Origin of the sequence: Kineococcus aurantiacus, from assembly GCF_013409345.1 — a bacterium.
GTDB classification, from domain to species: domain Bacteria; phylum Actinomycetota; class Actinomycetes; order Actinomycetales; family Kineococcaceae; genus Kineococcus; species Kineococcus aurantiacus.
Window position 1 is genome coordinate 160,019 of record NZ_JACCBB010000002.1, and the last position, 14,596, is coordinate 174,614.

12 protein-coding genes are annotated in these 14,596 nt (G+C 67.2%); 2 read left to right on the top strand and 10 right to left on the bottom strand.

Annotated elements, in window-relative coordinates; all coding sequences use genetic code 11:
* Positions 1 to 6: 6 nt before the first annotated feature.
* The 10 genes from BJ968_RS23640 to BJ968_RS23680 all read right to left on the bottom strand — a co-directional run bounded on the left by BJ968_RS23640 (position 7) and on the right by BJ968_RS23680 (position 12,825).
* Positions 7 to 588: an adenylate kinase gene (locus BJ968_RS23640; RefSeq protein WP_179757407.1), complete on the bottom strand. Its 582-nt coding sequence runs from the start codon at positions 586 to 588 to the stop codon at positions 7 to 9.
* A 165-nt stretch (positions 589 to 753) separates the two neighbouring features.
* Positions 754 to 3,177, bottom strand: coding sequence for a phosphoenolpyruvate synthase (gene ppsA, locus BJ968_RS23645; RefSeq protein ID WP_179757409.1), 2,424 nt, complete (start codon positions 3,175 to 3,177; stop codon positions 754 to 756).
* Between the two features lie 64 nt (positions 3,178 to 3,241).
* Positions 3,242 to 4,129, bottom strand: a complete 888-nt coding sequence (locus tag BJ968_RS23650) for a pyruvate, phosphate dikinase/phosphoenolpyruvate synthase regulator (RefSeq protein ID WP_179757411.1) — start codon at positions 4,127 to 4,129, stop codon at positions 3,242 to 3,244.
* Positions 4,130 to 4,421: 292 nt separating this feature from the next.
* Entirely contained in the window at positions 4,422 to 4,784 is a 363-nt protein-coding gene (locus BJ968_RS25380) for a replication protein RepA (RefSeq protein WP_246316466.1), read from the bottom strand.
* Positions 4,781 to 5,569: a replication initiation protein gene (locus BJ968_RS27140; protein ID WP_343078297.1), complete on the bottom strand. Its 789-nt coding sequence runs from the start codon at positions 5,567 to 5,569 to the stop codon at positions 4,781 to 4,783. Before BJ968_RS27140 ends, BJ968_RS25380 begins: the two co-directional genes overlap by 4 nt.
* 1,515 nt (positions 5,570 to 7,084) lie before the next feature.
* Positions 7,085 to 7,780 carry a TetR/AcrR family transcriptional regulator gene (locus tag BJ968_RS23660; protein ID WP_179757413.1) on the bottom strand — a complete coding sequence of 232 codons (696 nt, stop codon included), beginning with the start codon at positions 7,778 to 7,780 and terminating at the stop codon, positions 7,085 to 7,087.
* 66 nt (positions 7,781 to 7,846) lie between these two features.
* Positions 7,847 to 8,893, bottom strand: coding sequence for a zinc-binding dehydrogenase (locus BJ968_RS23665; RefSeq protein WP_179757415.1), 1,047 nt, complete (start codon positions 8,891 to 8,893; stop codon positions 7,847 to 7,849).
* A 34-nt stretch (positions 8,894 to 8,927) separates the two neighbouring features.
* Entirely contained in the window at positions 8,928 to 9,707 is a 780-nt protein-coding gene (locus BJ968_RS23670; protein ID WP_179757417.1) for an SDR family oxidoreductase, read from the bottom strand.
* Between the two features lie 11 nt (positions 9,708 to 9,718).
* Positions 9,719 to 11,194 (bottom strand): APC family permease, encoded by a 1,476-nt coding sequence (locus BJ968_RS23675; protein ID WP_179757419.1) that lies wholly within the window; start codon positions 11,192 to 11,194, stop codon positions 9,719 to 9,721.
* Positions 11,195 to 12,360: 1,166 nt separating this feature from the next.
* Entirely contained in the window at positions 12,361 to 12,825 is a 465-nt protein-coding gene (locus BJ968_RS23680) for a hypothetical protein (protein ID WP_179757421.1), read from the bottom strand.
* A 592-nt stretch (positions 12,826 to 13,417) separates the two neighbouring features.
* Between BJ968_RS23680 and BJ968_RS23685 the strand changes: the two genes are divergently transcribed.
* The gene (locus BJ968_RS23685) at positions 13,418 to 13,561 is read left to right on the top strand and encodes a hypothetical protein (RefSeq protein WP_218886610.1); all 144 of its coding nucleotides are present in this window, start codon (positions 13,418 to 13,420) and stop codon (positions 13,559 to 13,561) included.
* Between the two features lie 583 nt (positions 13,562 to 14,144).
* On the top strand, positions 14,145 to 14,596 hold a 452-nt coding region (locus tag BJ968_RS23690), incomplete at its 3' end, for a DUF1016 N-terminal domain-containing protein (RefSeq protein WP_246316467.1).

Below are 14,596 nucleotides of genomic sequence, written 5' to 3' on the forward strand. Positions count from 1 at the left end.
GAGGCATCAGGCAGGGTTCACCAGCGACGTGAGCGCGGCCACGAGCCGGCCGGTCACCGCCGCGATCTCGCCCAGGCCGTCCACCGAGCGCAGCAGGCCGCGCTCGGCGTAAACCTCCACCAGCGGGGCCGTCTGCTCGGCGTAGACCTGCTGGCGGGTGCGGATCACGGCCTCGGTGTCGTCGGAGCGGCCCTGCTCGGCCGCGCGCCCCGCCAGCCGGCGCACCAGCTCGTCGGTGTCGGCGGTGATCTCCAGGACGTGCTCGAGCTTGGCCCCGGCCTCGCCGAGCATCTCGTCGAGCTCGCGCACCTGGTCGGTCGTGCGGGGGTAGCCGTCGAGGATGAAGCCGTCGACGGCGTCCGGCTGCTGCAGGCGGTCGCGCACCATGGCGTTGGTCACGGTGTCCGGCACGTACTTGCCGGCGTCGAGGTACTCCTTGACCGTCTGGCCCAGCTCGGTCTCCGCTGCGACGTTGGCGCGGAAGATGTCGCCGGTGGAGATGGCGGGGACACCGAGGCGGGCCGACAGGAGCTTGGCCTGGGTGCCCTTGCCCGCACCGGGCGCACCGAGCAGGACGAGACGCGTCACGAAGGTACCTTTCGTGCAGGGTGCGGACTGTCGACCGATGGAAGGGGCCACCGTTGCGCCCTCCGGCGAGCCTGGTGCCGGGCAGTGCGACCGCGGCGCTCAGAGGTCACCCGCGCGATGGTGGCGTGGCCGCAGCTGGCTCGAAGCTGCAGGACCAAGGGCCGGTCAGGCTGCTGAACCACTGTTGGCCAGGCTCAGCCAGGTGTCCACCACGGTGTCGGGGTTGAGCGAGAGAGTGTCGATCCCCTGCTCGAGCAGCCACAGCGCCAGATCGGGGTGGTCACTGGGCCCTTGACCGCAGATGCCGACGTACTTGCCGCGCTCCTTGCAGGCACGGATGGCCGTCGCGATGAGGCTCTTGACCGCGGGATCGCGCTCGTCGAAGGTGCCCGCGACCAACGCTGAGTCCCGGTCCAGTCCCAAAGTCAGCTGGGTCAGGTCGTTGGAGCCGATGGAAAAACCGTCGAAGTGCTCCAGGAAAGCCTCGGCCTGCAGCACGTTGGAGGGCAGCTCGCACATCATCACCACCTGCAGCCCGTTCTCTCCTCGCCGCAGGCCGTGCCGGGCCAGCAGAGCGATGACCCCCTCGGCCTCGGCGACGGTCCGCACGAACGGCACCATGACCTTGACGTTGGTGAACCCCATGTCCTCGCGCACGTAGCGCAGCGCCTCGCACTCCATCGCGAAGCAGTCGGCGAAGTTCGGGGACAGGTACCGGGAGGCGCCGCGGAAACCGAGCATTGGATTTTCCTCAGTCGGCTCGAACAGCTCACCGGCCAGCAGGTTGGCGTACTCGTTGGACTTGAAGTCGCTCAGTCGCACGATGACCGGGTGTGGGGCGAAAGCTGCCGCGATCATCGCCACCCCTTCGGCGACGCGGGAGACGAAGAAGTCCCGCGGGCTGGGGTAGGCGGCCGTCAGAGCCTGCACCTGCGCGCGTCGGTCCGCTGGCAAGGTCTCGACCTGCAGCAGAGCACGGGGGTGGATGCCGATCTGTCGGTTGATGATGAACTCCAGCCGCGCCAGCCCCACCCCGCGGTGCGGCAACCGGGAGAAGGCGAAGGCTTGCTCCGGCGTTCCCACGTTCATCATGACGTCGAGACCGACCCGGGGCATGTCGTCCAGCCGGGTCTGTTCGATGTGGAAGTCCAGGACGCCGTCGTAGACCAGGCCGGTGTCACCCTCGGCGCATGAGACCGTCACCGGTTGACCCTCGGCCAACGTCGTGGTGGCATCGCCGGTGCCCACGACCGCGGGGATGCCCAGCTCGCGGGCGATGATCGCCGCGTGGCAGGTCCGTCCACCCCGGTTGGTGACGATGGCCGAGGCCCGCTTCATGATCGGTTCCCAGTCCGGGTCGGTCATGTCAGCGACCAGGACGTCGCCGGGAGTGAAGGTGTGCATGTCGTCCAAGGAGCGCAGTACCCGCACCGGGCCGGCACCGATGCGCTGGCCGATGGCCCGGCCCTCGATGAGGACCTTGCCCTGCTTGGTCATCTGATACCGGGTCAGGATCGCTCCTTCGGTGCGCGACTGAACGGTCTCCGGGCGCGCCTGCACGACGTACAGCAGTCCGTCGAGGCCGTCCTTGGCCCACTCCACGTCCATCGGCCGTCCGTAGTGCTCCTCGATGAGCAGCGCTGTACGGGCCAGCTCCTCGACCTCGGTGTCGGTGAGGCTGAACCGGGCGCGGTCGGGCGCGGAAACGTCGACGGTGAGCACACCGGAGCCGTTGGCCGCATAGACCATCTTGATCGCCTTGGCGCCGACGCTGCGGCGCAGGATCGCCGGGCGCCCGGCACGCAGCCCGTCTTTGTCGACGTAAAACTCATCGGGGTTGACCGCGCCCTGCACCACTGTCTCACCCAGGCCGTAGGAGGAGGTGATGAACACTGCCCGGTCCACCCCGGTCTCGGTGTCGATGGTGAACAGGACTCCGGAGGCGGCCAGGTCCGAGCGCACCATCCGCTGCACTCCAGCCGACAACGCGACCGTGGCGTGCTCGAAGCCGTGGTGGACGCGGTAGGAGATGGCCCGGTCGTTGTACAAGGAGGCGAAGACCTCCCGGACGGCTTGCAGTACTGCCTCGACGCCGCGGACGTTGAGGAACGTCTCCTGCTGTCCGGCGAAGGAAGCGTCGGGCAGGTCTTCGGCGGTGGCGCTGGAGCGTACCGCGACCGACACCGACCGGTCGCCGTGGTCGTCTAGGCCGGCGACCAGCTCGGCGTAGGCGGCGCGGACGTCGGCTTCGAGGTCGGCAGGAAAGGGCTGAGCGGTGATAGCGTCGCGGATGCGCTTGCCGACCAGCGTTAGCGCCGTCACGTCGTCGGGGTCCAGCGCGGCCAGCTCGGCGTCGATGAACTCTTGCAGCCCGTCGTGGGCGGTGAATCGGCGGTAGGCCTCGGCTGTGGTCGCGAAGCCGTCCGGTACACGTACCCCGGCACCGGTCAGGCCGCTGACCATTTCCCCCAGGGAGGCGTTCTTGCCGCCGACTGACTCGACATCGGTCATCGCCAACTGCGAGTACCAGCGCACGTTGGACGGGGCGAGCTTTGATCGGCCGGGTCGTGGGCTGGCGTTCGTAGTCATGCAAGGTCTCCTTGAGATGGCGTGGGTGGTGACTCACAGTTGGACGTGTCGGGGATGGGCCGTGTCAGATGCGCTTTGACCGTGCCGTCGTGATCGTTGGTGACGGTGTAGGGAAGGCGGGCACGTTGGGGCGTTCGCTATGGCGACCGAGGTGCTGCAGTACGACCGTGGACATCTCCTCCACCGAGGTCGTGGCTGAGTTCAGTACCGGCAACTCATGCGTCGCGAACAGACGCTCGGCGGCGCGAAGCTCCCAGGCGCACTGCTCGCGGGCGGCGTACCGCGAGTGCGGTCGTCGTTCGTGGCGGACCTGGCTGAGCCGCTGCGCCGAGGTGGTGATACCGAAGCAACGCTGATGCGTGGACCGCACGGGGGCGGGCAGCTCGCTGCGTTCGAGATCTTCAGGTAGCAGTGGGTAGTTGGCCACGAACAAGCCGTGCTGCAACGCCAGGTACATGGATGTGGGGGTTTTGCCGCAGCGGGAGGGGGCCAGCAGGACGACGTCGGCCTTGTCCAGCGCGCGCAGGCTGGCGCCGTCATCGTGCTCGATGGCGTACTCCACGGCTTGCATGCGGTTGTTGTAGCGGCGCACGTCGCCTACTCCATGCAGCCGCAGGGGCTGGCGAACACCGGCGATACCGAGCAGGTGCTCGACCCGGCTCATGTGTAGGTCGAAGAAGTCGATCAGCGGACAGGTGCTGGTGTGCAGGATGTCCCGGATCGCCGTGAGCGCGGTCGTGGTGAACGCCAGCGGCTGTACCGGCCCTCGCATCGCCTCATCCAGCACCGCTACTGCGGCGAGCGCGTCGTTCTCGGTGGCGATGAAGGGGATGGAGGTGCGCTCGAAACGCAGGTGCGGGAACTGGATGAGCAGGGCGTTGCCCATCGTCTCGGCGCTGATCCCGGTGCTGTCAGACAGGAAGAAGACCGGTACTACGTCGGTTTGAGTCACGGCCGTCTCTCACCCCGTCCTTGTGGTCCGTCGTTGTACGGGCAGCGGCACCAGGCGGCTACGTGCAGACGACTTTGTCGGTGCGGACCACCGAGCACCACGGGAGGAAGAGGTGAAGATGAGCAGTTTTTTCTGATTTTGGTCCTAAGAGTGACTTTTCACCATGATCAGTTCCGGATGACGCCGCTTCGCGGCACGTAGCGGTGGGTGTGCTCGGATTTGTGCTGCATCCGCGCTTGTCGGGCCGCGCGGAGTCATCCGGGGTAGCCGTATGGCGGCGGCGATAGTGCGATCAGTCGCGCTGGTTGAGCGCGGGGCGCCGGCCGCGGCTGACGTGCGGTGGGGAGGGGCGCAGGCGGATGCCGTTGGCGACCTCCTCCACCTTCGCCTCCCGGTAGATGGCCAGCACCCACCGCAGGGCTTCGGAGAAGTCGGCGCGGAAGTGCCGGTACCCGCGCGGGGTGGAGACCTGGGTGCCGAACTGGAAGCGCAGCTGCTCCCACGTCACGGTCACCGGCCGGCGCAGGTAGCTCATCCGGTAGGTCAGCCACACGTACACGTCCAGCCGCAGCGGGGACCCGCGCAGCAGCCGCAGCGCGCCGATGTCGACCGGGACGGGGCGGTGGGTGACTTCCTCGTACAGCTCAGCGCTCAACGTGACGCTGGAGGCAGGCTGGTCTCGGCCGCCACCGAACCCGGCGCCGGCCTCGCCGCCGCCGCAGCGTGGGTGCGGCCGCGGCCGGTGCTCTTGGCCTCGCCCTCGGCCTCGTCCTTGGCCGACGTCTTCGCCGGGCTCTTGCCGCTCTTGCTGCTCTTGCCGACGCCGGGGGCGGGTGGATTGGGCTCGGCGGGCTGGGGCGTGCGCTGGGTGGAGGTCCACAGCTCATAGCGGGTGGCGATCAGCAGGTTCTGCCCGGCCTCCTGCCGCACCCCAGAGCGCCGGGCGCCGGCGGTGGTGCCTGTGGTGGTGTCCGTACTGGTGTCCAGGTGCTCGATGTAGTGCACCGACAGGCGGGCGTTGAACAACCGCCGGGCCTGGTCCTTCAGCCGGCGGATCTGCAGGCCGGTGATGGGCAGCTCCAGCTGCCGGCAGAAGTCACTGAGGGACTCCCCCAGGCCGATGGTGCGGCTCTTGGTCCGCACCGCCTCGGTCGTCAGCCAGGCCAGCAGCAGCCGCGGCAGCGTGCCGAAGGGGTAGCCGATCGGCTCCCACTCCCCAGTGGGGCCCGGTAGAGGGGCGCCGGGCTGGAGGGTGAGGGTGAGGCCGCCGTTGCGGCGCTGCCACACGGGCAGATCGCCGGGGTCGCGGTAGGGCAGGGAGGTTTGGGCGAAGACGCAGGCCAGGTAGCCGATGTCGGCGTGGGCTTGGTCCCACAGCTGGGCGGCCTCATCCAGCCAGGCGAGGTCATCGCGTGGGGGCCGACCAGGCCTACCGGTCACAGTCACCCACCCTCCCACGCCAGCACCGGTCGGTCATGCACTGCGCTCCGCGTGTCGTCGACCATCCATGCCGGATCGGTGCAGCCGGCGCCTCATGGACTGCGCGCCCGCATGAGCACGCAGGCGCAGCGTGCGCGCAAGCGCCTACCTCACAAGGTCTGGTTAGGCCTCTGAGTGGGTCTAGTTGGGCAGGCGCCACGGGTTGGAGCCGGGCAGGGCCAAGTCCGCGCCCTCCATAACTCACTGTCCCAAGGTGGCGCGATTGCTTTCAGGCGGGCGGTGGGGTGGTGGGGTGTTGCTGGAGGCGGCGACCTCAGCAGTGACTCGAAGGTGGCGTCGCGAGAGTGCAGGCCAGGCGTTGGGCGTGGCCAGTAGGTATCCACAGCAGGGGGTGGATGTTGACGATGGTCCACGTATTTTTGGCGCCGCTCCGGCTGGGGCGCTTGTGCGGCAGGGCACGTATTTCTGGCGCCGCCCGTACGTATTTTTGGCGCCGCCTGCGACAGCATCGTTGCAGGTCAGGCCCTGACTGCAGGGTGCTCCCTGTAGTTGCTTCCTGTAGATCTTTACCTGTAGTCGCGGTGTCACGCTGTGGGTAATGAGTTAGGACGGCGGACAGCTGGGTAGTAAGCCGACCCGTGTCGGTGCCGTCTGAGCCAAGTGCCGGCCCGGGTGCTAGAGACGGCTGCAGACGCTCTACGGTTCCTGTTCCGCCACCGGTGGGCCAGTAGGGGAGGAGCCGAGGTCGGATTGAGTGTCAAGGATCGGCGAAGGCTGAAGATCAGCCTCTGGAAGTGGTCGCCCTTCGAGCGCAGCGCCAGAAGAGGCGATGCTGCGCAGGGTCGATGTCCGCCTGCCTGGTCTGAGAGTCCGATGGCGGTCCGCTAGGTGTTGCGTGCGGCGAGGGCGAACGGTGACGGCGAACGGTGACGGCCGACAGCGCCGGACTAGCACGCGCCGCCGGTGTTCTCTCGAGGTGCAACAGCCTCGATCGTCGTTGCACCGCCGAGCTGTGCTCGCACACACGATGATCGTTCCCCCATCGTCCGAGCAGGCAAAGCAGTAGGTACGGAGTCACCTACAAGGTGAGGGTCGCGCTACACCATGGCAGTGGCCAGCAATCCTGCTCGGTCGAGGACCAACGAGAGCCTTCGGACTGCCTTAACCATCGAGGAGCCACCACCCGTTGCCGTCGCGGCGTCGCGGCGCGTTCGGCGGCGCACTGTGCGGCCGTACGAGGTGTCAGGACGGCACCTCTTGGCGAGGGCGCAGACGCCGGCCATCATAACCACGAGGTGATCATGGCCGCGGTTCACGTCGATACCGGAGGCACGGTGCGACACAGTTGACGCGTTGCAGAGCGACCCTCAGTTGATCCACTTTCCCATCCGGCCAGTCCCAGCGAATCATGAGGCTACCCAACGCCACCTGGGCGTGCCCGATCGGTACAAGACGCGATGAGCATCGCAACGTCCGCTCGGCCCCGTGGATTCGATGCCTGAAGTCCTGCGCTCGTCAGCTGGGCAGCTGCGACCCATCGGCGGCACGTGCGTGCGTGGCCAGCAGCGCTCGAGCGGAGCGGACGGCGGCCTCAACGATGTCGGGGACGGTCTCCGCTCGACCGTCCCACTCGGCCCAGGTGTGGATGCGGTCCAGTACGGAGAAGACAAGACGTACGGCCATCACCAGGTCCCCGGTGTATCCCATGTCCTGCGCCGCGGCGACGCCGCAGCCGACCTGAACTTGAAAGATGTCCCGGATCGAGGAGCGCGTGGCGTCGGGTAGGAAGTTGCCGATCCTGTCGGAGGCGACGATGAGGTCGAACATATCGTTCTCCAGCAACGTCAGCTGGCGTTCGGCGTAAACACGTACCAGGGCGTCCCAATACTGCGCCGCCGTGGTGGTCGCTTCAACCGCGGTGACGATGGCCGATGAGTGCTGGTAATCGTTCCACCGCAGCGCTTCGCTGACGACCTCATCACGGCCTCCAGGAAAGTGGCTGTACAGGCTGGCTGGCTGCAGGTTCACCGCACGACTCAACGACCGCATGGTGACCGAGGAATACCCGCCGCTGGTCGCCACCCGCAGGAAGGCTTCGAGGATGTGTCGCCGGCCTGGTGTCAACCGTGTCCAGTCCATGGCCGCAAGACGAGTCCGCAGGGCCTCCAGCGCGTCCCATCGTCGACCTTCGAGGTCGTCGGACATGATCATCTGCCCGACACTCGACGCACCCATGACGCGACCCCTCCCCCGAACAGGCTCTCCGGCCTGGAGAGCCTACCGGGCCCGGGAGCAGTCTTCAGCGCGCACCGGCCTCTCCGAGGGGGCGTTCGGCCGCACGAGCACCTTGCCCGCGATCTGGGGATCTCGCGCCGCCGCAACGGCCGCCTCCATCTCACGCATTGTGAAGACATGCGAGATCGCCGGCGTGAGGTCGAGGCCGCTCTTGCGCACCAGTCTCAACGCCGGGCCCCAGATGTCTGCTTCCGCCCCGTCCGAGGAGTGAATCCGCAGATCCCGTTCTTGGATCATTCGCAGTGGTACGGCGGTCGCGTCGGCATGGCTCAGCCCAAGGAAGACGATCCGGCTGGCGCGGTTGGTCAGCGAGAAGGTGCCGGCTTGCGCTGCTGGGTTGCCCGACGCCTCAACGATCAGGTCCACGCCGTCAACACCGATCACCTCCCGGATCGATCGGCGTAGGTCTGGTCCTGCAGCAGCGTCCATCACGAACTCTGCTCCGACGCGCAGTGCCGTCGTCCGCCGCCGCTTGCTCGGGTCGACCGCCACCACCGTGGCACCAGCGGAGGCGAGGACTCCGATCGTCGCAAGCCCCAGCGTCCCACAACCGAAGACGACCGCCGTGACACCCGCGTCCGCCCCACCCGCTCGCCGCAGACCTTGCAGGACGCAGGCGATGGGTTCGATGAGAACGGCTTGTTCGGCGCTCACCCCGGGAGGTACAGGCATGCATAGGGCAGCGCCCATCGCGAACCGTTGCGCCAAGACGCCGTCCGCGGTGAAACCCAGCCACCGGTCGCCCGGCAGATGACCGTGACCGATGACGAGCTGGCCGACGCTGAACCCCGACACCCGATCGCCGCACTGCACGACCCGCCCTGCCCACTCGTGACCCAGCACGACCGGGTAGGTCACACCGACACCCTCTTCCAGGTGTCCGGACAACAGCTCAAGGTCGGACCCGCAGATACCTACCAGTTCCGGCTCGATGAGGAGCTCATCGGGTCCGCAGACGGGATCCGCAACCTCCTCGACCGCGAACGTCGGGTGAGGACCGTCGTGACGTACGACGACTGCTTCGATCACTGTGACTCATTCCTTCGTTCTGGGACCGGTCCGATCAGAGCTGCTCGAGGGCCCATTCGGCGTTGGCGGCCGTAATACCGCCGTCGACGGTCCACAGCGCACCATTGACGAACGCGGCTAGATCGCTGCAGAGGAAGGCGACGACGTTCGCGATGTCAGAAGGCTCCCCGATGCGGCCAACGGGGTACAGGCTGCTGACCCGGCGTTCGGCCCGGCTGGGGTCTCCGCTCTCGTGCCAACCCCTGGTCACCATGGGGGTACGGACCGATCCTGGGCACACGGCGTTGACGCGCAGCTGCCCGGCGTACTCCAGCGCCGCGACGCGGGTGTGATTGGCGATCGCCCCTTTCGTCATCGTGTAGGGGCCGGTCGACCGTTCGGCGGCGAAGCTCAGAATCGACGCAATGTTGACCACCGCACCCTGGTGGCCGGCGGCGGCGAGCTCGGCGGTGAAGAGCATGGGCATGATGGCGTTGACCTCGAAGAGCTGGCGAGTCTCCTCCTCGGAGGTCTCGGCCAGCCGTTTGTCCAGCACGAGACCGGCGTTGTTGACAAGGATGCAGCGATCGCGCTGGTCACCCAACCGCGCCAACGCCTCCTTGCGTACGGTCGCCTCCGTGAGGTCTCCACTTACGTACTCGTCGACGTCGGCCGGTGCCGACTGGCTTCGGTCTACGCCTGTGACGTGGGCACCGGCGCGGCGCAGCACCGCACTGATGGCCGAGCCGATGCCTCCGGCTGCGCCCGTCACAACCGCCCGGTAGCCGGACAAGTCGATTGTCAAGCTCGATGGCTGCAAGTCTGATGCCTGCACGGTGGAACTCCTCACCTGTTCGCTTCCTGCACCTCATCGACGTTCGGCGTCTCACCGGAACCGGTGGATGTGAGCGGTCGGCGGCGGTCTCGCACTCCCTGCCACAGCCAGCCGGCGACGGGTGCAACGACGATGGCCGCGAGGATGGACAGGGTCACCGGGCCGAAGGTGGGCCGGCCCTGACTGTCCACGTCACCGGTCAGGCGGTTGAAGTTGATCACGATCACCACGAAGAGCACCGCCATGAGGACCGCGCTCACGATCGGCGCGACGGCGCGGCGCAGCACGCCGACCGACGAGGGCGTCTTGCGGAAGAAGGTCACGACGGCCAGCGACGTCGTCGCCATGAGGAGCACGATCGCAACGACTGCGACCCCGGAGAACCAGGTGTACGTCTGCGCGTAGGGATCCAAGCCGGCAGCGATCAAAGCCACCGTGACGACGGTGAGCATGATCGACGTGGTCAGCGACGCAGTGGCCGGCGATGCGTGCTTGGCATGACGCATACCCAGGCGCTCGGGCAGCAGTCCGGTGCGGGCATTGCTGAACATGTACCGTGCGGTCACGTTGTGCTGAGCCAGGATGCACGCGAGGTTGCTCGTCACCAGGAAGACGTTGATGACGACACCCATCCATGTCCCGATGTATCGGGTCGCGGTCTGCTGATACATGTCGCCGTGCGCGAGGGTTCGGGCCGCCTCGGCGGCGACGTCGTCGACTCCCCAGCCCATCACAAACGTCCAGGTGGAGAAGGCGTAGAACACCGCGATGGACGTCACCGCGATGTAGGTCGCGCGGGGGATCGTGCGTTCGGGGTCGCGGGCTTCATCGCGGTAGATGGCCGTCCCCTCGAAGCCGATGAAGGCCGAGACCGCAAACATGAAGCCGAGCGCGATGCTGCCGGAGAACACCATGGACGGTTCGAAGGGTGTGACGGTGAGTCCAGAATCACCACCCTGGCCGATGATCGCAGCGCTGACCGCCAACGTGACCACGATCTCGATCACCAGGATGGCACCGAGGATCTTGGCGCTGAAGTCGATGTTGCGATAGCCCAGGTAGCCCACTCCCAGGATGACGAGCAAAGTTGCTGCCCACCACGGCATAGGAATCCCGGCATCATCGGCGAGGTTGGCGATCTGCAGGCCGATGAACGGGTACATCGCGATCTGCCCGGCCACATAGGCGAACATCGCCAGGAAGGAAGCACCCGCGCCGGCCCGGTTACCCAGACCCATGCGGATGTAGGAGTAGAAGCCCCCAGCCTCCCGGACGCGTGGCGCCATAGCGCAGAAGCCGAGGGAAAAGAGCACCAAGAGCGCGCCGAGGATCAGGTACATCGCCGGGTATCCAGCGCCGTTGCCCTGAAGGACTCCTACAGGTGACAACCCGGCGATGGCGGTGAGGGGCGCCGCGGCGGCGACGACCATGAAGAGGATCGAACCTACACCCAGCTGTCCGCTGAGTGGCGCGTCGACAGACTTCATCGTGCTGACTCTCCTCGTGAACGGGGCACCTGTGCCCGACGGTTGAGGTACGCGAGACGGAACCTAACGTACGTTCGTACGCTGCCACAAGGCTGTTTCATGGGTGTTTCCGCAGCGTTGCGCGTGCGAGTCGACCCAACGGCCAGCCTCCTGCGTCTTCCACCTCAGGCTCAGCCCGCCGCCCGATGCGGCCATCGCAGTCCGCGTCGACCACGTTTGTCCCCACTGGCCGCATCCTGGGCCAACATCACGCTTCATCCCCAAGCGCCTTAAACGTGGTGACGGGGCCGACAGGCCGCCGGCGCCCACATCAACGCGTCAAGTACCAGCGGCGAGTTCTCGTGCATCTGAACCTCAACGGCTCGGCCGCGCCCGACAGCAGCAATCGGCGGCTCCCCAGCGCGAGGCGCTTCTGGCCGAGGTCATGCGCATCTGACCGCCGACAACGCCACCTTCTTCCGTCGATCCTCGGCCTTCCAAGCGGCGCTCGTCGTGGCCAGTGGTCAGCCGAAGTCCGACCCAGCGCAGCGGGACCTCGCAACATATTCCCCTAAGGCCCCTCGTACGGCGTCTCGCGGGAGGAACCACACCGCAAGGACTGCCTGATCCACCGCTCGGGCATCCCCGACCGGCGTTCAACACGCATCTGTGACCCAGGTAATCCCATGAAAGGTCTTGGCGACTCTCGCCAGCAGATCGCTGTTGCACGGCCCCAGCAGGTTCGCACGACGCGACGACTCAAGTACCTCGTGACGAGCAGATCCGCAACCCTGGCGGGCGAGTTCCAAGGGCTGTTCATGCCAGGGTAGGAATCGACAGGTCGACCCAGCCAGCAACGTTCACCCCGGTCGTCATCTAGGGGTGAAACACCCCTTGTTCCGAGAGGCCAACATCGGGGTGATGTCGCGTAAGACGGAGACGGCTACATCTCAGTAGTCGCCGGGGACATACCAACCGAGCGAGGGCCGGGCCCGCCTCGTACGTGCCCCGCGTAGCATGCAAGGGCTCAGCACGTGCCACGCGGTCGGCGACGAGGTGCCTCTCGCACGGTCTCATCCTCATCCGTCACCGCGTGCCCTCGGGACGTCGCCGTGATCAGGACGGTCAGCACAGGCCTGCGGAATTCATCAAATACCCCCAAGCACATCCCCGGCACACTCAAGCACTCACCCATGGTTGCCGTGGAGCATCCACTGCTGGGCCCTGCCGGCGTCCTCGACCGCCTGCAGCGCCACCGACTCCGCCGAGGCCGACAGGGGTTGGGTGCGAATCCGCTCGAAAAGCTGGACCGCCACAAACTGGCCGTCAAGGCTGTCGCATGCACCCACCAGTCGAACTTCCAACGATCGGCGCCCAAGAGCACCTTGTGCTTTGGCTGGTCGGGCGACCGACACGATGGAAAGTTCGCGCCGCTGCCGTCCATCGGCGCGAAAGCTCACCACACCGATCCATACCCCTTCAGTAACACCCAGCGGACCGCGTTGGTCGAAGACGGGAATGGCTGCAGCTGGAGTACCTGGATGGTCAACATCCACCTGTGCACGCACCCAGCCCTGCACGACACAGACAGGGGACCGCCCGCGAAGGCCGACTTCGTCCAGCGTGCCTTCGACTGCCGCTGCAGCAACCACGGGCCCTCCTCGATGCAAGCGCTCACCAATGGGAAGGAACGCTAGGTCGGTACCGGCCTGGCGATCTGTCCCTAATCGACACACTTCACACCACAGCCTCGGCAAAGACGCGGGCTGGGCTCACCGCCAAGACCACTCGACCCGATGCTCGGCATCGCCCAGCGGGTCGGCCTCACCTTCACTCCCGTACGCGACGGCGGAGCAGGCACGTGGGTACTCGCCCTCACGGAGCCTCCGGACTGACAGGTACTGCCCCTCCCTCAAGAGCACCCTCCTCGCCTTGCAGTCGTTCCGTCGGCGGGCACGCCCACCGACCTCCGCCGCACCCGCCCCTTCGGCAGGTACCGCCGCGTCTTCCGGTGGCGCGTGCCCACCTGTGGGAGCGTCAGCCCAGGCAGGCGCGCACGGTGACGACCGACGTCTCCTCCAACGTCAGCCGAAGCGGTGGCCCGTCGGCATGCAGCGCCTGCGCCGGCCAGGTTCGGACGCGGCCGAAGGCTGGACCTGGAAGCGTGCGGACGTGGGCCTGTCCAAGCCGGACCTCGAAGTAGGCGCAGGGCCAGACCGGCGAGATCTGCTGTCCTCCTACGCCATGACGGTCAGCCGCGCCCTGCGCTGGGTCGCGAGCATCGCCTTCAGCGTGATTGTCGTGTCGGCCCTGATGCGGCTGGCCGGTGACCCCGGCGGGTGGGACATCGGCCTGTCCCTCGTCCAGCTCGTCTTCTACTCCCTGTGACTGGTCATGCTCCTCATCGCCCCACCCGGGACCTACCCGAACCAGCGCGGGCTGCGGCTGCACGAGGTCTTGTCGTGGCTATCGACCATTGCCTGGTCGCGGATGTGGGAGCTGAAGGGGCAAGGCCGCTGACAAGACGTCTCCAACATCGTGCTGGACACCGGCAAGACCGAGCGGCTGGCCGGCATGCCCGTCGCATGCCCAGCGTCTGGCCGCCGCACTGTTGGAGTGGTCGGCCCGCCGACGGCCCCAAAGGAAGCGGCCGGCGGTGTGGCCAGCCCGCAGCGGAGTGACCTGACCGAGCGCGGCATGATCTCAGCTGGCCCGACATGACCCCGCGCGTAGGCGCATGCTGCGGTCGGTCACCACACGACAGGCGGGTGTATCGACTATCGACGACTCAGGCGGCCCCCGGCTGCTTCGAGCGCCGTCTGAGGTGAGTCAGCAGCACCGGCTGCCTCTGATCGACTGGCTGGGAGTCAGAGCCTCCTGGGCTGGGACATCAGGACCAAGGCCCCTCGACTGAGGTGTGCTGGGCTGGGGATGCGGCAGTGACGTCGTAGGGGTACGTCAGGATCAGGGCATGGCCACCCCGCAGTCCCCGCGCCAGTCCCCGCGCCAGTCCCCGCGCTCTGGCGGGGAGCTGGAGCCGGCCGGCTACGTACAGCTGCTGGAGACGCTGAAGGAGCGGGTCCGCACCACCCAAGTCCGCGCCGCCCGCGCCGCCAACACCGAGCTGCTGCGCCTGTACTGGTCCATCGGCCGCGACATCCTCGACCGGCAGGACCACGCCGGCTGGGGCGCCAAGGTCATCGACCGCCTCGCGAAAGACCTGCGGGCCGCCTTCCCCGACCTGGGTGGCTTCTCGGTGCGCAACCTGCACTACATGCGCTCCTTCGCCCTGGCCTGGCCGGCTGAGGCCGACTTTGTGCCACAGGCTGTGGCACAACTTCCCTGGGGCCACGTCCGGCTGCTGCTTGACCGCCTAGACGAGCAGGCGCTGCGGGACTGGTACGCCGCGGCCGCGGTGCAGTA

Excerpts from the sequence above, each read along its gene's own strand:
- BJ968_RS23660 (WP_179757413.1), bottom strand. The coding sequence starts at position 7,780 with ATGATCATGTCCGACGACCTCGAAGGTCGACGATGGGACGCGCTGGAG.
- ppsA (WP_179757409.1), bottom strand. The coding sequence starts at position 3,177 with ATGACTACGAACGCCAGCCCACGACCCGGCCGATCAAAGCTCGCCCCG.
- BJ968_RS23675 (WP_179757419.1), bottom strand. The coding sequence starts at position 11,194 with ATGAAGTCTGTCGACGCGCCACTCAGCGGACAGCTGGGTGTAGGTTCG.
- BJ968_RS23685 (WP_218886610.1), top strand. The coding sequence starts at position 13,418 with ATGACGGTCAGCCGCGCCCTGCGCTGGGTCGCGAGCATCGCCTTCAGC.